Below are 17,621 nucleotides of genomic sequence, written 5' to 3'. Positions count from 1 at the left end.
ACCTCGCCGGACGTGGCCGCGCGGTACGTGAAGCGCACGGCCTGGCGCGACTGCACCGCGTCGACCAGCGGCGCGAACGCTCCCCCACCGTCGCGCACGCGCGGCGTCAGGCCGGCCACGAGGTCGGTCGACCCGGGCGCCTGGCCGACTGCGCGGAGCTTGGTCAGGGCCCGCGTCGAGTCGGCCCGCAACGAGCGGTCCTGCCACAGCTCGGCCGCCATCGTGAGCACGCCGAGCTCGGCGGCCGTGAGGTCGATCGGCGCGAGCGCGTAGGTGTCGAGGTCGATCCGGTAGCCGAAGTCGTCGCCGTGGCTGGCATCCGTGACGGTGAGGACAGGCACGCCGAGCTCGCGCAGCGTGTCCTTGTCGCGCTCGAACATCCGCTCGAAGGCGTCGTCGGACGGGGCGTCGCCGTACCCGGCGACGGTCGTGCGCACCTGCTCCTTCGTCATCCGGCCCGGCGTGTTGACCAGGGCGATGACGAGGTTGAGCAGGCGCTCGGCTGCGGCGGGTGTGGTGGCCATCGGGGACCACCGTAGTGGCCGGTAGCGTGGAGCGGTGATCACGTGGCGTGCGGGTGTCGTCGAGTCGGTGGGGCCCACGTGGCCCGGAGCGAGCGAGCTGCGCGTCGCGCTCGACGAGCCGTGGGCGGACCCGTCGCTGCCGGCTCGGGTCAAGGCCCTCGCCTACCCCGAGCTCGTCGGCACCCTCGCGGTGGGCGACCGCGTGCTGCTCAACGTCTCCGCGCTGGCCCGCGGGCTCGGCACCGGCGGCTACGCGCTCGTCGTCGCGCCCGACGGCAGGCTCCCGGGCGACGGGCCCGCCGGCCCGGGGCACCTCGTGAAGGCGCGGTACACGCCGCTGCAGACGATGGTCCTGGGCGTCGACGACCAGGAGTCGGAGTTCCACGAGGTGCTGCGCGACGCCGACGACCTGCGCGGCATGCCCGTCGTCGTCGCGGACCTGCACTCGGCGCTGCCCGCGATCCTCGCGGGCGTCCGGCACGCGGCGTCACGACCCCTGCGCGTCGCCTACGTCATGACGGACGGCGGCGCGCTGCCCGCGTGGTTCTCGCGCGCGGTCGCGGGCCTGCGCGAGGCGGGGTGGATCGAGTCCTGCATCACGACGGGCCAGGCGTTCGGCGGCGACCTCGAAGCCGTGACGGTCCACACCGGTCTGCTGGCCGCCAAGCACGTCGTCGGCGCCGACCTCGCGATCGTCGCGCAGGGTCCGGGCAACCTCGGGACGGGGACGCAGTTCGGCTTCTCCGGGGTCGCCGCCGGCGAGGCCGTCAACGCGGCGGTCGTGCTGCGCGGCCGGCCCGTCGCCTCGCTCCGGGTCTCGGGGGCCGACGAGCGCGAGCGCCACCTCGGCGTCTCGCACCACTCGCTGACCGCGTACGGCCGCGTCGCGATGCGGCCCGCCGACGTCCCCGTGCCCGTGTTCGACGGCGAGCTCTCCCGGCTCAACGAGCTCGTCGCGGACCAGGTCTCCTACCTGCAGGTGATGCACCGGCTGTTCGACGTACCCGCGGGCGCCGAGCTGCGCGCCGCGCTCGCGGCCACCCCGGTGCGGCTCTCGACCATGGGCCGCGGCCTGGACCAGGACCCGGCCTCGTTCCTGGCGGCCGCGGTCGCGGGTGTGCACGCCGCGTCGCTGCTGGGGTGAGGGTCAGTCGTTCCGCTGCGTGGACGTGTGCGCGGCGACGAGCGTCGCCATCCGCCGGGCCTCGGCGTCCGCGCGCTCGCCGTCGGCGCGCTGCACGCCCATGACCGCGAGCGTGTCGCCGTCGGCCAGGTCGAGCTGGACCCACGGGCGGCCCGACCCGAAGCGCACCGAGACGACCTCGGCCCACTCCAGGCGCGTCGTGATCATGAGGTTGCGCACGACGAGGCCGTCGGCCGACGGGATCGCCGCCACCGAGAACTGACGCCAGCAGAACCACACGATGAGCAGGCACAGGAGCGCGAAGCCGATCTGGTCCGCCGGGCCGAGCTCGGGGATGGAGACCATGACGACGACGGTGCCGACGACCACGACGACTGCCATGACTGCCGTGACGATCCGAGCCAGCCGGGGACGGAACGGGGCGTGCAGCTGGTCCAAGGTCAGAGCCGGCACGCGTGGATCGACGTGACCAGGATCGCCCGCGCGCCCACGTCGTACAGCGCGTCCATGACGCGGTTGGTCTCCTCGCGGCGGACCATGGCGCGCACCGCGGACCAGTCGCCGTTGTGCAGCGGGCTGACCGTGGGCGACTCGAGGCCGGGCGTGATCGCGACGGCCTGCTCGACGAGGCTCGACGGCACGTCGTAGTCCATGAGCACGTACTGCTGCGCGGTGAGCACGCCCTGCAGCCGGCGCGTCAGGACGTCGAGCCCCGCGGGGGCCTCGACGTCGGACCGGCGGACCAGGACGGCCTCGGAGCGCAGGATCGGCTCGCCGAAGATCTCGAGCCCCGCGGCGCGCAGGGTCGTGCCGGTCTCGACGACGTCCGCGATCACGTCGGCCACGCCGAGGCGGATCGCCGTCTCCACGGCACCGTCGAGGCGGACGACGCCAGCGGGCGTGACGCCGCGCTCGCGGAGGTACGCGGTCACGAGCACCGGGTAGCTGGTCGCGACGCGCCGACCGTGGATCTCCTCGACGGTCGAGAGGCCGCCGGAGGTCGCCGCGAACCGGAAGGTGGACCGCGCGAAGCCGAGCGGCAGGTGCGCGACGGCGTCGGACTCCGAGTCGAGCATCAGGTCGCGGCCGGTGATGCCGACGTCGACGGTGCCCGCACCGACGTACACCGCGATGTCACGCGGGCGCAGGAAGAAGAACTCGACGTCGTTGTCCGGGTCGGGCAGGACCAGCTCGCGGGAGTCGCGACGCTGGCGGTAGCCGGCCTCCTTGAGGATGGCGGCGGCGGGCTCGGACAGGGAGCCCTTGTTGGGGACGGCAATCCTCAGCACGAGGCGAGGTCCTTTCTCACAGGTGGGTGTAGACGCTCTCGAGGGTCAGGCCGCGCGCGATCATGAGGACCTGCAGGTGGTAGAGGAGCTGCGAGATCTCCTCCGCCGTCCGCTCGTCGCCCTCGTGCTCGGCGGCCATCCACACCTCGGCGGCCTCCTCGACGATCTTCTTGCCGATGGCATGGACGCCCGCGTCCAGCTCCGCGACGGTTCCCGATCCCTCGGGACGGGTCGCTGCCTTCTCGGTGAGCTCGGCGAACAGGGAGTCGAAGGTCTTCACTCGGCCAACAGTAGGGGCTGCTCAGGCAGCGGCCGTCCGGCGTCCGACTGCCGGTCGCGCTGCCGCAGCCAGACCACGAAGCCCCAGACGACCACACCGGCGTAGACGATGTAGAGGATCGCCGACGGGTAGTACCCGGCCTTGAACAGCAGCGGGACCCCGACGGCGTCCACGGCGATCCAGATGAGCCAGAACTCGATCCAGCCGCGCGCCATGCCGTACGTCGCCAGGAACGAGCCGGTGAAGATCCAGGCGTCCGCCCACGGGCCGTACGAGTCGAGCGCGCGGAAGATCTGCGCGAACACGACGGTGCCGACGACGGCGACGGTGCCGATGAGGATCCACCCGTTGCGCCCGGCCCAGCGCGGGACCACGGCTACGGCGTGCTCGTCGCCGTGCGCGCGGCCCTCGTCCCGGGCCTGCCGCCAGCGCACCCAGCCGTAGACCGAGACGATGATGAAGAACACCTGCCGGCCCGCCTGGCCGTACAGGTCGCGGTTCTGCGGGGTGTCGAACACGCTGCCGAGGAACACGGTGAACAGCAGCACGTTGCCGACGATGCCGACGGGCCACGCCCACACACGCCGGCGCATGCCCCCGACGGCCGAGGCCAGCCCGAAGCCGTTGCCGACGATCTCGCGCCAGGCGATGTCGTGGCCGGCGATCGTCAGGGTCGCGTTGAAGAGGTCGACGAACACCTAGAGCTCCCGCAGTGCCACGACCGTCGCGACCGCGGCCTCGGCCGCCTCCGCGCCCTTGTCCTCGTGCGAGCCCGGCAGGCCCGCTCGGTCGAGCGCCTGTGCGTCGTCGTCGCAGGTCAGGACGCCGAAGCCGACGGGCACGCCGGTCTGCACCGCGACGTCGGTCAGGCCGAGCGTCGCCGCCTGGCAGACGTACTCGAAGTGCGGTGTCCCGCCGCGGATGACGACGCCGAGCGCGACGACCGCGTCCGCGCCGGCCGCGGCCGCGGCACGGGCCGCGACGGGCAGCTCGAACGTGCCCGGCACGCGGATCTCGGTCACGTCGGTGACGTTCGCGGCCGCCAGCGCGCGGCGGGTGCCCGCGAGCAGCCCGTCCATCACGACGGTGTGCCAGCTCGCCGCGACGACGACGACCTTCAGGCCGCTCCCGTCGACGTGCAGGGTCGGTGCTCCGGCGCCGCTCATGCCAGGTCCTCCAGGTTCTCGAACGCGTGGTCGCTCGTGTCGGTGCCGGGTGCGGCGGGGGCCGCGCGGGTCGGCATGACGGGGATGGGTTCGCGCGCGTCGAGGTCGAGCACGTGGCCCATCGACGTCGCCTTGGTACGCAGGTAGGCCTCGTTGTGCGGCGTGCGGCCGACGAGCAGCCCGTGCACATCGCTCACCTCGATGCCGTGGGCCCGCAGGCCCGCGACCTTGGCCGGGTTGTTGGTCAGCAGGCTCAGGCTCGTGACGCCGAGGTCGACGAGGATCGCCGCGGCCGCGCCGTACTCGCGCCGGTCGGCGGGCCAGCCGAGGTCGAGGTTGGCCTCGACCGTGTCGCGGCCCTCGTCCTGCAGCGCGTACGCGGCGACCTTCGCGAGCAGGCCGATGCCCCGACCCTCGTGCCCGCGCAGGTAGACGACCGCGCCGCCCTGCTCGGACGCGAGCTGGAGCGCCGCGTCGAGCTGCGGTCCGCAGTCGCAGCGCGCCGAGCCGAACGCGTCGCCCGTGAGGCACTCGGAGTGCACGCGGACCACGGGGTGGTCCGAGAGCCCGCCGGTGGGGACCAGGGCGACGTGCTCGTCGCCCGTGCGCAGGTCGCGGTACCCGTGGATGCGGAAGTCGCCGTGCTTGGTGGGCAGGTAGGCGGTGTGCGTCGCGTGCACGCGCTGGTGGGCGACCGGCGCCTCGGTGACGACCTCGTCGTCGTGCTCGCGCCGCCACGCGACCAGGTCCTCGATGGTGATCAGGACGAGGCCCTCGTCGGCCGCGAGCTGGGCCGCGGCGGGCAGGCGGGTCATCGTGCCGTCGTCGTTCACGAGCTCGGCGATCGCGCCCACGGGCTCGAGCCCCGCCAGGCGGCACAGGTCCACGGCGGCCTCGGTGTGGCCCGCGCGGTGCAGCACTCCCCCGGGCACGGCACGCAGCGGGAGCACGTGGCCCGGGCGGATGAGGTCGCCGCGGCCCGAGGCCGGGTCGGCCAGGACGTGCAGCGTGCGCGCGCGGTCCGAGGCGGAGATGCCCGTGGTCACGCCCGTGGCCGCGTCGACCGTGACGGTGTAGGCCGTGCGGCGCGGGTCCTGGCTCTTCGGCACCATGAGCGGCAGGTCGAGCGCGTCGGCCCTGGCTGCGGTCATCGGCGCGCACAGGTAGCCCGACGAGTGCCGGATGGTCCAGGCGATCCACTCGGGCGTCGCGGACTGCGCGGCGAGGATGACGTCGGCCTCGTTCTCGCGGTCGGGCGAGTCGGCGACCAGCACCGGCCGGCCCTGGCGCAGCGCCTCGAGCGCCTGCTCGATCGTGCCGGTCGTCATCGCTGTGCTCGTTCCTGCAGGGCCCCGCTGGTTTCCAGCAGGCGCTCGGTGTACTTGGCCAGGACGTCGACCTCGAGGTTGACCCGGTCTCCGGGGCCCAGCGTGCCGAGCGTGGTCGCCTCGAGCGTCGTCGGGATGAGCGAGACGCCGAACGCCTCGTCGGACACGTGCGTGACGGTCAGCGAGATGCCCGACACGGCGATCGAGCCCTTCTCCGCGACGTAGCGCGCCAGCTCGGGCTCGATGGCGATCTCGACCTCGTCCCAGCGCGGGCCGGGCGTGCGGTGCAGGATCGCGCCCACGCCGTCGACGTGGCCCTGGACCACGTGCCCGCCGTACCGGCCACCGACGGCCAGCGCGCGCTCGAGGTTGACCGGGCTGCCCGCCGCGAGGTCGCCGAGCGCAGTGCGCCGCAGGGACTCGGGCATGACGTCGGCGCCGAACGTGCCGTCGCCGGGCAGGTCGGTCACTGTGAGGCAGACGCCCGAGACCGCGATCGAGTCGCCGAGGTGCGCGTCGCTCGTGACGAGCGGGCCGCGCACGACGAGGCGTGCGTCGCCGTCGCCGTGCTCGATGCGCACGACGGACCCCACTTCTTCGATGATGCCGGTGAACATCAGGACTCCTGTGCTTCTGGACTGGCTTCTGGACTGGCTTCGGGGATGGCTGCTGGGGTGGCCACGACGAGGACGTCGGGGCCGAGGGGCACGACGGATCGGGTCACGAGGCGCAGGGCGCCGTCGATCGAGGTGATGCCGAGGTCGTCGACCGCGGGGCGGCCCGCGCCGAGCAGGACGGGCGCGAGGTAGGCGTGCACCTCGTCGACGAGCCCGGCCCGCAGGAACGCGGCGGCGAGCGTGGGGCCGCCCTCGACGAGCACGTGCCGGACGCCACGCCGCCCGAGCTCGGCGAGCACCTCGTGCGGGTCGTGGCTACGGACCTGGACCAGGTCGCCGCCCGGCCCGCGCAGAGCGGCGTCGGCGGGCAGGTCGCGGAGCCCGACGACGACGCGCAGCGGCTGGTGGCCGTGCAGCGAGCCGTCGGCAGTGCGCGCGGTCAGGCTCGGGTCGTCGGCCAGTGCCGTGCCCGTCCCGACCGCGATCGCGTCGACCTCGGCGCGCAGGTCGTGCGCGTGCTGCCGGGCGACCTCGCCGGTGATCCAGCGGCTCGACCCGTCGGCTGCGGCGATGCGCCCGTCGAGCGTGCTCGCGAGCTTGAGCGTGACGAACGGGCGGTCGCGCTCGACGGCGTGCACCCAGGTGCCCAGCACCTGCCGGCCCTCGTCGACCAGCACCCCGGCCAGCACGTCGATGCCCTCGGCGCGCAGGCGTGCCGCTCCGCCGGCGGCCAGCGGGTTGGGGTCCTCGACCGAGACGACGACGCGGCGCACCCGCGCGGCGATGAGCGCCTCGCTGCACGGGCCGGTGCGGCCCGTGTGGTTGCAGGGCTCGAGCGTGACGACGGCGGTCGCGCCGCGCGTGTCGTTGCCGAGCGCGGCGGCGTCCGCGAGGGCGGCAACCTCGGCGTGCGGGGTGCCCGCGCCGCGGTGCCAGCCCTCGCCGATCGTCGTGCCGTCGGGCGTCAGCAGGACGCAGCCCACGCGCGGGTTGGCGTCCATCGCGGGACCGCGGCGCGCGAGCTCGAAGGCCCGGCGCAGCGCGGCGGTCTCGACGGGGCTCGCGGAGTCGACACGCGTGCTCGTCGTGCTGGTCATCATCCACCTCCCGGACAGCCTGGCGGCTCCGGGGTAGGCGCAGCCGGAACGGTCCGGCCAGCCACGGCGCGCGGGGTTGCCGCGCGTCGCCACGTACTTCTCCCATCCGGACTTTCACCGTCGGTCCTGGAGTTCCACCAGGTCAACCACGCCGTCTCGAGAGACGACGCGGGTCGCGGACTGTCACCGCCGGCTCGGAATTACACCGACCCCGGAGCACGTGTTGCTCTTGCGCCAACGATCTTGCCACACGGCGCATTCCCGCTGGTGACGGGTCTCGGCCGTCTCAGGATCCGGGCGTCAGGATGTGGCGAGGGCCCGCAGCGCGTCGATCTCCGCCGCGGGGTCGTCCGCGCCGTAGACCGCCGAGCCCGCCACGAACACGTTCGCCCCGGCCGCGGCGATCCGCGCGATGGTCCCGCGTGCGACACCGCCGTCCACCTGGATCCACGTGGCGGCACCCGTCTCGTCGATCGCGGCGCGTGCGCGGCGGATCTTGGGCAGGGTGCCCTCGATGAACGACTGGCCGCCGAACCCGGGCTCGACCGTCATCACCAGGATCATGTCGATCTCGTCGAGCAGGTCGAGCAGCGGCTCGACGGGCGTCGCGGGTCGCAGCGCCACGCCGACGCGCGCTCCCCCGGCGCGCAGCTCGCGTGCGAGCCGCACGGGCGCCTGCGCGGCCTCGAGGTGGAAGGTCACCGACGCCGCACCCGCCTCGGCGTACGCCGGGGCCCAGCGGTCCGCGTCCTCGATCATCAGGTGCAGGTCGAGCGGCACGGGCGAGACCTCCGCGAGCCGCGTGACGACCGGCACGCCGAGCGTCAGGTTGGGCACGAAGTGGTTGTCCATGACGTCCACGTGCGCGTAGTCGGCGTTCGCGATGCGGCCGAGGTCACGCTCGAGGTTGGCGAAGTCGGCGGACAGGATGCTCGGGTTGATCAGCGCAGGCACGCATCCCAGCCTAGCCGGGGGCCGTCAGGACGTCCGGCGCAGCAGGGTCAGGTGCATCGCGTCGGTGCCGTGCACGTGGGGCCACAGCTGGACGTCGGTGCGGTTGCCCGGCAGGTCGACGGGCTGCGGCGCGATGCCCGTCACGACCGCGCGTGCGTCGATGGGCTCGACGCCGATGCCCGCCTTCGCGGCTGCCCGCAGCGCGTCCTTGACGACCAGCTGGGTCTCGGCGAGGTGCGGCGAGCAGGTCACGTAGGCGACGACGCCACCCGGGCGGACGGCTGCCAGCGCGGACCCGAGCAGCTCGCGCTGCAGGCCGGAGAGGGCTGCGAGGTCGGTGGGGTGCCGCCGCCAGCGCGACTCGGGCCGCCGCCGCAGCGCACCGAGGCCGGTGCACGGCGCGTCGACCATCACGCGGTCGTAGGCCCCGGGCTCGTCGGTGCCGACGCGGCGGCCGTCGCCCGTGCGGACGTCCTCGATCGCGTCGGCCGGCAGCGCGCGCAGCGCCTGCTCGACGAGGCGGGTGCGGTGCGGCTGGACCTCGTTGGCGACCAGCCGGCCGCCGCGCTCGTCGACCAGCGCCGCGAGCAGTGCGGCCTTGCCCCCGGGGCCTGCGCACAGGTCGAGCCAGCGCTCGTCGGGGCCGTCCATCGGTGCGGCGGCCAGGGCGAGCGCGACGAGCTGGCTGCCCTCGTCCTGCACGCCGGCGCGTCCGTCGCGGATCGCGCCGACGGCCGCGGGGTCGCCGCCGTCGAGGATGTGCGCCGTGGGCGCGACGACGCCGGGGGTACCGCCGAGCTCGTCGTCGTCGACGAGGCCGGGACGCGCGACGAGCGTCACGCGCGGCGCGGCGTTGTCGGCCACGAGCAGCGCCTCGAGCTCGTCGGCCGAGCGTCCGTTGCCCACGAGCGACTCGCGCAGGCCGCGGACGACCCACTCCGGGTGGCTCTCGACGACGGCGAGGCGGGCGATCGGGTCGTCCTCGCTCGGGTCGGCTCCGTCGCCGATGACCGTGAGCCACTCGTCGAGCGTGGACCGCCCGACGGCGCGCAGCACCGCGTTGACGAACTGCGCCGCGCCGGCGCCGGCGCGCTGCCGGGCCAGGCCGACCGTCTCGGAGACCGCGGCGTGCGGCGGGACGCGCATGCCGAGCAGCTGGTGGCTGCCGAGCCGCAGCAGGTCGAGGACCGGCGGGTCGATCCTGTCGAGCGCGCGGCCCGCGGCCTGCTCGATGATCGCGTCGTAGCGGCCCCGCAGGCGCAGGGTGCCGTAGGCGAGCTCGGTCGCGAACCCGGCGTCGCGGCCGCGGATGGCCCGCTCGCGCAGCAGGGGCGGCAGGACGAGGTTGGCGTACGAGTCGGACTCCGCGACGGCGCGCAGCACGTCGAACGCGACCGTGCGGGCCGGGTCGGTGCCGCGGCGGCGCTCGCCGGGCGCCTGCGTGCTGCGCTCGGTGCGGCCCTCGGCGCGTGCGGCTCCGCGCTGACGACCCTCGGGGTTCCGGCGGTCGTCGGCGGAGAAGCGGTCGTCGCTCATGCGCCCAGCACCAGCCCGTCGGTCAGCGGTTCGCCACTCGGGAGCCGGGCGCCGCGCGCCCAGTCCGCGGCGTCCATCGCGCGCTTGCCTGCCGGAGTGACCTGGCCGAGGCGGACGGCCTGGGTCGCGGTCCCGACGAGCACGTCCTTGCGCCCGACGTGGATCGTCCCGGCGGGCAGGGTCTCGGTGGTCAGCGTGACCGGGCCGAGCCCGAGCCGCGCGCCGTCCGGGGTCGTGGTCCACGCGCCCGGGGCAGGCGTGCACGCGCGGATGCGGCGGTCGACCGCGTACGCGGGGTGCTCCCAGCGCACGCGCGCGTCCTCGACCTCGAGCTTGGGGGCGTGGCTCACACCGTCGGTCGACTGCTCGATCGGGCTGAGGATGCCGTCCTCGAGCGCGTCGAGCGTGCGGACCAGCAGCCCGGCGCCCACGTCGGACAGGCGGCCGAGCAGGTCGCCGGACGTGTCGCGCGCGCGGATCGTCTCGGTGAGCGTGCCGAAGACCGGGCCGGTGTCGAGGCCCTTCTCGATGCGGAACGTGGTCGCGCCGGTGACCTCGTCGCCCGCGAGGATCGAGCGCTGGACCGGTGCCGCGCCGCGCCAGGCGGGCAGGACCGAGAAGTGCAGGTTGATCCAGCCGTACGTGGGCACGTCGAGCAGCGCGGGCGGGACGAGCGCGCCGTAGGCGACGACGGGGGCCGCGTCGACGGTCAGCGCGGCGATCTGGGCGACGGTCTTCTCGTCGCGCAGGGTCGCGGGGGTCAGCACCTCGATCCCGGCCTCGAGCGCGCGCTCCTTGATCGGACTCGGAGTGAGGGTCCGGCCGCGCCCGGTGCGGGCGTCGGGGCGGGTCAGCACCGCGACCACCTCGTGCCGGGAGGCGAGGAGCGCCTCGAGCGACGGCACCGCTGCCGTGGGGGTACCGGCGAAGAGCAGACGCATGGCCCCGATCCTAGGCGGGTGGGCGTCCGCCGCCGGCCAGCTGGTGAGCGCGCTGGTGCGACACACCGAGCACCGCGCCGATGTCCCGCAACGAAACGTCCTGCGCGACGAGCGCGCGGACGAGCCTTCGAGACCTCTCCGAGGCAACCCGCTCGAGCTCGGCAGCCTGTTCGCGATCGGCATGGATGGCGGCGAGGTCAGCCTCGACGTCCACGTCACCCACGCGCTTCACGTGGACGTCGATCACGACACCGTCCAGAGGGACATTCGTCGTCACGGCAACGAGTTCTCGCGCCATCTCCTCGACGTCAGACAGACGACGTGCCTGGGTGACGCCGTCGACGCTCGGCACGGTGACCGTCCACCATCGCCCGTCGCGCGTAGCCATCGCGATGTGATGCGTAGTCATCGGACCTCCTTCAAAGCCTTGAGGACATTCCGGTAGACGCCAGGACTGATCGTGCGGTGACCGTCGGGCACAGTCACGGCGATACCGCTCGGGTGCTGCCACCGCGTGTGTGACCCGACCGTTCGGAGTGGTTCGAACCCGGCATCACGCAGCTTCCGACGCACCGCTCGCGTCGGCTGTTCTGCGATCATCAAAACAGTCTAGGCGGGCTAGGCGCATTTTGTCTAGACATGGTCGACTTAAGGTGTCGCGGAGGACTAGACACCGCGCGGTGCGATCGGGACGCCGCGCGCGACGAGCTGCGCGCGCAGCTCGTCGGCCGTGGTGAACAGCACGGCGTCGAGCCCCGCCACCGACGCCGCCGCGATGTTCGGGGGCGAGTCGTCGGTGAACAGGGTGCGCTCGGGGTCGAGGCCGTAGCGCTCGATCAGGAGCGCGTAGATCCGCGGGTCGGGCTTGGAGAGCAGCTCGCGGCCCGAGACGACGACGCCCTCGAGCAGCCCGATCGCCGGTGCGGCCGGCTCGGCGAGGTGGAACGTCTCCGCCGACCAGTTGCTCAGCCCGAGCAGCCGCACCCCCGCCGCGGCGAGGTCCTCGACGAGCTCCGCCGTTCCCGGCACGGGACCGAGCAGCGAGTCGGCGAAGTGCTCGACGAACAGGTCCATCGCGAGCAGGTGCTCCGGGGCGGTCTGCTCGAGCTCCAGGCGTGCCTCGGCCCACGGGCGGCCGGCGTCCTGCTGGAGGTTGAACGTGCGGAAGTCGAACTCGTGCAGGAACGCGTCGACGGCCGGCTGCGGGAGCCGTCCGACGAACGGCCCGCTCGGGTCCCAGCGCACGAGGACGTCGCCGAGGTCGAACACGACGGTGGTGATCATCGGGCTATCATCCGAGGTCCGTCGGGTCGAGCTGGGCGCGGACCGTGCCGCCCTCGCGGCGCGCGCTGCGCACCGACATCGACGCGGCGACCGCGCGGGCCAGGGCTGCGCCCGACGAGCGCGGGACGCGCAGGACCGCGCGCACGTCACCCTCGAGCGAGCCGGCGGGCGCGGACTGGTCGACCGGCACGGGCCCGAGCACGTCGATGCCCGGCACGTCGATGCGCCGCACGACGGCCAGCACCGCGTCACGCCGGCCGACGAGCGCGGCCATGCGCACCGACGGCGGCAGCGCGAGCTCGGCACGCTCGGCCAGCTCGCGCGAGGCCAGGCCGTTCGGGTCCCACCGGACCAGGGCCTGGGTCGCCCGCTCCTCGGCGTCGCCGACGAGCAGCACGCTGCCGCCGTCGCTCGCCGGGCGGACGAGCGCCGCGGCCGTCAGCCAGCGGCGCAGCGCGTCCGGTAGCAGTCCCAGCGCCGAGCCCGCGGTGCTCACCGCCGCGTCGAGCAGCACCGCGGCGGCGTACCCGCCGGGTGCGACCGGCTCGGCGCCGGGGGTCGAGACGACCACGGCCGGGGCGTCGCGGACCGTCGCGAGGACGCCGCCCTCGGCGCGCGCGCCCGAGACGCGGACGGGCACACCGGGGAAGGCCCGGCCCAGCTCCTCCGCCGTCCGCTCCGAGCCGACGCGCACCGAGCGCAGGGTCGCTCCCCCGCACTCGTCGCAGCGCCAGTCGGTCGCCAGGCGGCCGCACCACCCGCACGTCGGCACGCCGTCGGCGCGCGACAGGCCGAGCGGCCCGTGGCACGTGCCGCATCGCGCCGACGCGCGGCAGCGGCCGCACGCGACGGCCGGGACGTAGCCCGCGCGCGGGACCTGGACGAGCACAGGCCCCTCGGCCAGGCGGTCGCGGATCGCGCGCCACGCCGGCGTCGGCAGCCGGGCCGCGGCCGCCGCTCCCTCGCGGGCGAGCTCGGTCGAGGTGAGGGCCAGGACGCGCGGCGTCAGGCGCCGGACCTCGGGCCGGTCGGCGCTCACGTCGTGCGCCCAGCCCGACTCGACGAGCGACTGGGCCTCGACCGTGCGGCCGTGCCCGCCGACGAGCAGCGCGGCGCCCTCGAGCTCGGACCGCAGGGCCAGCACCTCGCGCACGTGCGGGTAGGGCGCGCGGGGCTCGGCGTGCAGCGCGTCGCCGTCGTCCCAGCAGACGACCAGGCCGAGGTCGTGCACGGGCGCGAACGCGGAGGCCCGGGTCCCGACGACCACGTCCGCCTGCCCGCGCAGCGTCGCGAGGAAAGCGCGGTAGCGGACGGCGGGGCCGTCGTCGGCGGCGAGGCGCACCGCTCCCCCCCGGCCGCCCGCGCGACGGGCCGGGATGCCCGCGTCGACGAGGGCCGTGAGCACGCGGTCGATGTCGCGCGCGTCCGGGACGACGACGAGCGCTCCCCGGCCGCCGAGCACGCACGCGGCGACGGCCTGGGCGATCGCGTCGGGCCAGCGCAGGCCCGCAGCGCCGGGCAGCGCTGTCCACACGGCGCGCGGGGCACCGCCGCCGAGCACGTGCTGCAGGAACGCCGCCCCGCCGCGGTAGGCGGCCCAGGCGGTGGCCGCCGCCGCGGGGACGACGGTGGGGGCGTCGTCGAGCCCGTCCTCCGCCTCGACGCGCGCGTGCCGGGCGGGGATCGCCAGGCGCAGGACGTCGGTCAGCGTGCCGGCCCACCGATCGGCCACGGCCCGCGCGAGGCGGGCGACGGCCGGCGTGAGGACCGGCTCCGACGAGACCAGGCGCCGGATGGGCAAGAGCTCGCCGTCGTGCTCGGCCTCGTCGGCCCGCTCGATGACGTACGCGTCGACGTCCTGCGCGCCGAACCGGACCTTGACCCGCACCCCGGGCTGCGCGCCGTCGGCCATCGCGGCGGGCACGGCGTACTCGAAGAGCCGGTCCAGGTGCTGCGGCGGCAGGTCGATGCAGACGCGGGCGACGGGCTGCTCGGCGGCGAGCGCGACGCCGCGAGGCCGGCGGCGCGCCTTCGGAACAGGCAAGCCGTCCAGCTCCAGCTGCTCGCCCGTGGTCACAGGGACATCACACCATCTGGCACCGACGAGCCGTCAGGCGCTCGTCAGAGGGCGGACTGGAGGTCCGCGACGCGGTCGGTGCGCTCCCACGTGAAGTCGGGCAGCTCGCGGCCGAAGTGACCGTAGGCGGCCGTCGACCGGTAGATCGGGCGCAGGAGGTCCAGGTCGCGGATGATCGCGGCAGGCCGCAGGTCGAAGACCTCGCGGATCGCGGCGGTCAGGCGCTCGACCGGGACGGTCTCGGTGCCGAACGTCTCGACGTACAGGCCCACGGGGTGCGCCTTGCCGATCGCGTAGGCCACCTGGACCTCGCAGCGGCGCGCGAGACCCGCGGCGACGACGTTCTTGGCGACCCAGCGCATCGCGTACGCGGCCGAGCGGTCGACCTTCGAGGGGTCCTTGCCGGAGAACGCGCCGCCGCCGTGGCGTGCGTAGCCACCGTAGGTGTCGACGATGATCTTGCGGCCAGTCAGGCCCGCGTCGCCCTGGGGGCCGCCGACGACGAACTGGCCGGTCGGGTTCACGAACCGCTGGTAGCCCGCGGTGTCGATGTCCACCAGCGCCAGCACGGGCTCGATGACGTGCTCGCGGATCGCGGGCTCGAGCTGCGTGGCGAGGTTGATGTCGGGCTCGTGCTGCGTGGAGAGCACCACGGCGTCGAGGCGGACCGCGCGGTCGCCCTCGTAGCCGATGGTGACCTGCGTCTTGCCGTCGGGGCGCAGGCCGGCGACCTCACCGGACTTGCGGACCGCGGCGAGCCGCTCGGAGAGGCGGTGCGCCATCCAGATCGGCAGCGGCATGAGCGACGGCGTCTCGTCGCACGCGTAGCCGAACATCAGGCCCTGGTCGCCCGCGCCCTGCATGTCGAGCGGGTCCATGTCGCCCGCGTCCTCGCGCGCCTCGAGCGCCTTGTCGACACCGGCCGCGATGTCGGGCGACTGCTGGCCGATCGAGACCGAGACGCCGCAGGACTCGCCGTCGAAGCCGATGTGGGAGGACGTGTAGCCGATCGTGCGGACGACCTCACGCACGACCGCGGGGATCTCGACGTACGCCTCGGTGGTGACCTCGCCGGCGACGTGCACCAGGCCGGTCGTCACCATCGTCTCGACCGCGACCCGCGCGTGGGGGTCCTGCTCGAGGATCGCGTCGAGGATGGCGTCGGAGATCTGGTCGCAGATCTTGTCCGGATGGCCTTCCGTCACCGACTCGGACGTGAAGAGGCGCATCGCGGGGTCAGTCATGGGACGAAGGATAGTCGCGCGAGCGGCCTGCTCGGGCGTCAGACCAGCGTCCGGACCACATCCCAGACGGCGTGCGCCACGACGTCCTTGCTGCCCGCGGCCTCGGAGACGATCTCGCCCGTGCCGTCGAGGATCGTCACCGCGTTGTCCGCGGTGCCGAACCCCTGGCCGTCGCCCACCGCGTTGACCACGAGCAGGTCGGCTCCCTTGCGCCGCGCCTTGGCGCGACCGTGCTCGAGGACCGAGGCCGCGGCGTCGCCCGTCTCGGCGGCGAAGCCCACGATCACCTGGGAGTCACGGAGGCGGTCGTGGCCCAGCTCGGCCAGGATGTCGACCGTCTCGACGAGCTCGATGGTCGGCGGGGCACCCGTCTTCTTGAGCTTGGTCCCGGCGGGGTTGACCGGCCGGTAGTCGGCCACGGCCGCGGCCATCACCACGACGTCGGCGACCTTGGCGGCCGCGCGCACCGCCTCGCGCAGCTCGGCGGCCGTGCCGACCGTGACGAGCTCCACACCGGCCGGTGCCGGCACGGACAGGTTGGCGCCGACGAGCGTGACCTGCGCGCCGCGTGCGGCGGCGGCCGCCGCGAGGGCCACGCCCTGGCGGCCCGACGAGCGGTTGCCGAGGAACCGGACAGGATCGAGCGGCTCGCGGGTGCCACCCGCGGAGACGACCACGTGCCGCCCGGCCAGGTCACCCGTGGCGACCAGCGCGAGGGCCGCTGCGGCGATCTCGTCGGGCTCCGGCAGCCGACCCGGGCCAGTGTCCGTGCCGGTCAGGCGACCGGAGGCGGGATCGAGCACGTGGATGCCGCGCTCGCGCAGCGTCGCGACGTTGGCCACGGTCGCGGGGTGCTCCCACATCTCGGTGTGCATGGCCGGAGCAAGGAGCACGGGCGCGCGCGTCACGAGCAGGGTCGCGGTCAGCAGGTCGTCGGCGCGGCCCGTCGCGGCCCGCGCGAGCAGGTCCGCGGTGGCGGGGGCGACGACCACGAGGTCGGCGTGCTGGCCGATGGCCACGTGCGCGACCTGGTCGACGTCCTCGAACACGTCGGTCGTGACCGGCTGGCCCGACAGGGCCTCCCACGTGGGGCGGCCGACGAACTCGAGCGCCGCACGAGTGGGCACGACGCGCACGTCGTGTCCCGCCTCGCGCAGCAGGCGCAGCAGCAGGACGGCCTTGTAGGCGGCGATCCCGCCGGAGACGCCGAGGACGATCCGCATGGTGTGCGCCTGCCTCTGAGGTCTTACTCCTCCGTGGCCTGCGAGGTCAGCAGGCCCTTGTCGATCTCGCGCATCGCGATCGACAGCGGCTTCTCCTGCGGACGGGTCTCGACCAGCGGGCCGACGTACTCGAGCAGGCCCTCGTTGAGCTGCGAGTAGTACGCGTTGATCTGGCGCGCACGCTTGGCCGAGTAGAGCACCAGGGAGTACTTGGAGTCGGCACGCTCGAGCAGCTGGTCGATGGGCGGGTCGGTGATGCCGATGGGGGCTGCGACGGTTCCGGACACGGTGGGACTCCCGAAAGTTGGGGGGTGGCTTGGAGAACTGCCAGCGATTCTACCTGCTGGCGATGCCCATGATCGAAATGAGCTCGTCCGTGGCGCGGTGGACGTCGTCGTTGACGACGACGTGGTCGAACTCCGACTCCGCCGCGAGCTCGACGCGGGCGGTGGTCAGCCGGCGCTCACGCTCCTCGGCGTCCTCGGTGCCGCGGCCGACGAGCCGGCGCTCGAGCTCGGCGAAGGACGGCGGCGCGAGGAAGACGAACCGCGCGTCGGGCATCGACGCACGCACCTGGCGCGCGCCCTGCAGGTCGATCTCGAGCAGCGCGGGCTCCCCCGCTGCCAGGCGGGCCTCGACCGGGCCGCGCGGCGTGCCGTACCGGTTGCGGCCGTGCACCACGGCCCACTCGAGCAGGTCACCGGCGGCGACCATGCGGTCGAACTCGTCGGCGCTGACGAAGTGGTAGTGGACGCCGTCGATCTCTCCCGGCCTCGGCGAGCGCGTCGTCGCCGAGACCGAGAGCCAGACCTGAGGGAAGCGTGCGCGGACGTCGGCAGACACGGTTCCCTTGCCGACGGCTGTCGGTCCGGCGAGAACGGTCAGCCGGGCGGGCGTCGTCGTCATGGGTGGTGCGG

Annotated in this window: 21 protein-coding genes and 1 riboswitch; of the genes, 1 reads left to right on the top strand and 20 read right to left on the bottom strand. The window is 74.3% G+C overall.

Annotation, left to right across the window (positions count from 1 at the left end; genetic code table 11):
- Positions 1-524: helix-turn-helix transcriptional regulator (locus D1825_RS12255; protein WP_407643330.1), on the bottom strand; the 524-nt coding region annotated here is incomplete at its 3' end.
- A 34-nt stretch (positions 525-558) separates the two neighbouring features.
- Here D1825_RS12255 and D1825_RS12250 point away from each other — a divergent pair.
- Entirely contained in the window at positions 559-1,668 is a 1,110-nt protein-coding gene (locus tag D1825_RS12250; protein ID WP_118767705.1) for a DUF3866 family protein, read from the top strand.
- A gap of 3 nt (positions 1,669-1,671) precedes the next feature.
- Here D1825_RS12250 and D1825_RS12245 read toward each other — a convergent pair whose 3' ends face one another.
- The 19 genes from D1825_RS12245 to gmk all read right to left on the bottom strand — a co-directional run bounded on the left by D1825_RS12245 (position 1,672) and on the right by gmk (position 17,610).
- On the bottom strand, positions 1,672-2,049 hold the full coding sequence (locus D1825_RS12245) for a PH domain-containing protein (protein WP_118767706.1): 378 nt from the start codon (positions 2,047-2,049) through the stop codon (positions 1,672-1,674).
- 59 nt (positions 2,050-2,108) lie between these two features.
- Complete coding sequence (hisG, locus tag D1825_RS12240) at positions 2,109-2,957, bottom strand: ATP phosphoribosyltransferase (RefSeq protein ID WP_118767704.1); 849 nt, start codon at positions 2,955-2,957, stop codon at positions 2,109-2,111.
- A gap of 16 nt (positions 2,958-2,973) precedes the next feature.
- On the bottom strand, positions 2,974-3,237 hold the full coding sequence (locus D1825_RS12235) for a phosphoribosyl-ATP diphosphatase (RefSeq protein ID WP_118767703.1): 264 nt from the start codon (positions 3,235-3,237) through the stop codon (positions 2,974-2,976).
- Positions 3,234-3,935 carry a nicotinamide riboside transporter PnuC gene (gene pnuC / locus D1825_RS12230; protein ID WP_118767702.1) on the bottom strand — a complete coding sequence of 234 codons (702 nt, stop codon included), beginning with the start codon at positions 3,933-3,935 and terminating at the stop codon, positions 3,234-3,236. The genes D1825_RS12235 and pnuC overlap by 4 nt, the downstream gene beginning before the upstream one ends.
- Positions 3,936-4,403, bottom strand: coding sequence for a 6,7-dimethyl-8-ribityllumazine synthase (gene ribH / locus D1825_RS12225; RefSeq protein ID WP_118767701.1), 468 nt, complete (start codon positions 4,401-4,403; stop codon positions 3,936-3,938).
- Entirely contained in the window at positions 4,400-5,731 is a 1,332-nt protein-coding gene (ribB, locus tag D1825_RS12220; protein ID WP_118767700.1) for a 3,4-dihydroxy-2-butanone-4-phosphate synthase, read from the bottom strand. The genes ribH and ribB overlap by 4 nt, the downstream gene beginning before the upstream one ends.
- On the bottom strand, positions 5,728-6,348 hold the full coding sequence (locus D1825_RS12215; protein ID WP_118767699.1) for a riboflavin synthase: 621 nt from the start codon (positions 6,346-6,348) through the stop codon (positions 5,728-5,730). The genes ribB and D1825_RS12215 overlap by 4 nt, the downstream gene beginning before the upstream one ends.
- A complete protein-coding gene (ribD, locus tag D1825_RS12210) occupies positions 6,348-7,445 on the bottom strand; it encodes a bifunctional diaminohydroxyphosphoribosylaminopyrimidine deaminase/5-amino-6-(5-phosphoribosylamino)uracil reductase RibD (protein WP_118767698.1) in 1,098 nt (365 codons plus the stop codon). The genes D1825_RS12215 and ribD overlap by 1 nt, the downstream gene beginning before the upstream one ends.
- 89 nt (positions 7,446-7,534) lie before the next feature.
- Positions 7,535-7,669: riboswitch (FMN riboswitch) on the bottom strand.
- 76 nt (positions 7,670-7,745) lie between these two features.
- Positions 7,746-8,399, bottom strand: a complete 654-nt coding sequence (rpe, locus tag D1825_RS12205) for a ribulose-phosphate 3-epimerase (protein WP_118767697.1) — start codon at positions 8,397-8,399, stop codon at positions 7,746-7,748.
- A gap of 24 nt (positions 8,400-8,423) precedes the next feature.
- Complete coding sequence (locus tag D1825_RS12200) at positions 8,424-9,935, bottom strand: RsmB/NOP family class I SAM-dependent RNA methyltransferase (protein ID WP_118767696.1); 1,512 nt, start codon at positions 9,933-9,935, stop codon at positions 8,424-8,426.
- Positions 9,932-10,876: a methionyl-tRNA formyltransferase gene (fmt, locus tag D1825_RS12195; RefSeq protein ID WP_118767695.1), complete on the bottom strand. Its 945-nt coding sequence runs from the start codon at positions 10,874-10,876 to the stop codon at positions 9,932-9,934. The genes D1825_RS12200 and fmt overlap by 4 nt, the downstream gene beginning before the upstream one ends.
- 10 nt (positions 10,877-10,886) lie before the next feature.
- On the bottom strand, positions 10,887-11,228 hold the full coding sequence (locus D1825_RS12190; protein ID WP_199721578.1) for a hypothetical protein: 342 nt from the start codon (positions 11,226-11,228) through the stop codon (positions 10,887-10,889).
- 53 nt (positions 11,229-11,281) lie between these two features.
- Positions 11,282-11,476: a type II toxin-antitoxin system HicA family toxin gene (locus D1825_RS18815; RefSeq protein ID WP_118767693.1), complete on the bottom strand. Its 195-nt coding sequence runs from the start codon at positions 11,474-11,476 to the stop codon at positions 11,282-11,284.
- A gap of 66 nt (positions 11,477-11,542) precedes the next feature.
- Complete coding sequence (locus tag D1825_RS12180; protein ID WP_118767692.1) at positions 11,543-12,160, bottom strand: HAD family hydrolase; 618 nt, start codon at positions 12,158-12,160, stop codon at positions 11,543-11,545.
- 7 nt (positions 12,161-12,167) lie between these two features.
- A complete protein-coding gene (locus tag D1825_RS12175; protein WP_118767691.1) occupies positions 12,168-14,237 on the bottom strand; it encodes a primosomal protein N' in 2,070 nt (689 codons plus the stop codon).
- A gap of 44 nt (positions 14,238-14,281) precedes the next feature.
- Positions 14,282-15,481, bottom strand: a complete 1,200-nt coding sequence (gene metK / locus D1825_RS12170) for a methionine adenosyltransferase (protein WP_118767690.1) — start codon at positions 15,479-15,481, stop codon at positions 14,282-14,284.
- Between the two features lie 38 nt (positions 15,482-15,519).
- Positions 15,520-16,704 (bottom strand): bifunctional phosphopantothenoylcysteine decarboxylase/phosphopantothenate--cysteine ligase CoaBC, encoded by a 1,185-nt coding sequence (coaBC, locus tag D1825_RS12165; RefSeq protein WP_118767689.1) that lies wholly within the window; start codon positions 16,702-16,704, stop codon positions 15,520-15,522.
- Positions 16,705-16,727: 23 nt separating this feature from the next.
- Complete coding sequence (gene rpoZ, locus D1825_RS12160; protein WP_118767688.1) at positions 16,728-16,991, bottom strand: DNA-directed RNA polymerase subunit omega; 264 nt, start codon at positions 16,989-16,991, stop codon at positions 16,728-16,730.
- 49 nt (positions 16,992-17,040) lie between these two features.
- Positions 17,041-17,610 (bottom strand): guanylate kinase, encoded by a 570-nt coding sequence (gene gmk, locus D1825_RS12155; protein WP_118767687.1) that lies wholly within the window; start codon positions 17,608-17,610, stop codon positions 17,041-17,043.
- Positions 17,611-17,621: the final 11 nt, after the last annotated feature.

It is taken from the genome of Cellulomonas rhizosphaerae (assembly GCF_003470205.1).
GTDB lineage: Bacteria > Actinomycetota > Actinomycetes > Actinomycetales > Cellulomonadaceae > Cellulomonas > Cellulomonas rhizosphaerae.
Note: the sequence above shows the minus strand (reverse complement) of the source record. Positions and strands in the feature narration are given on the sequence as shown.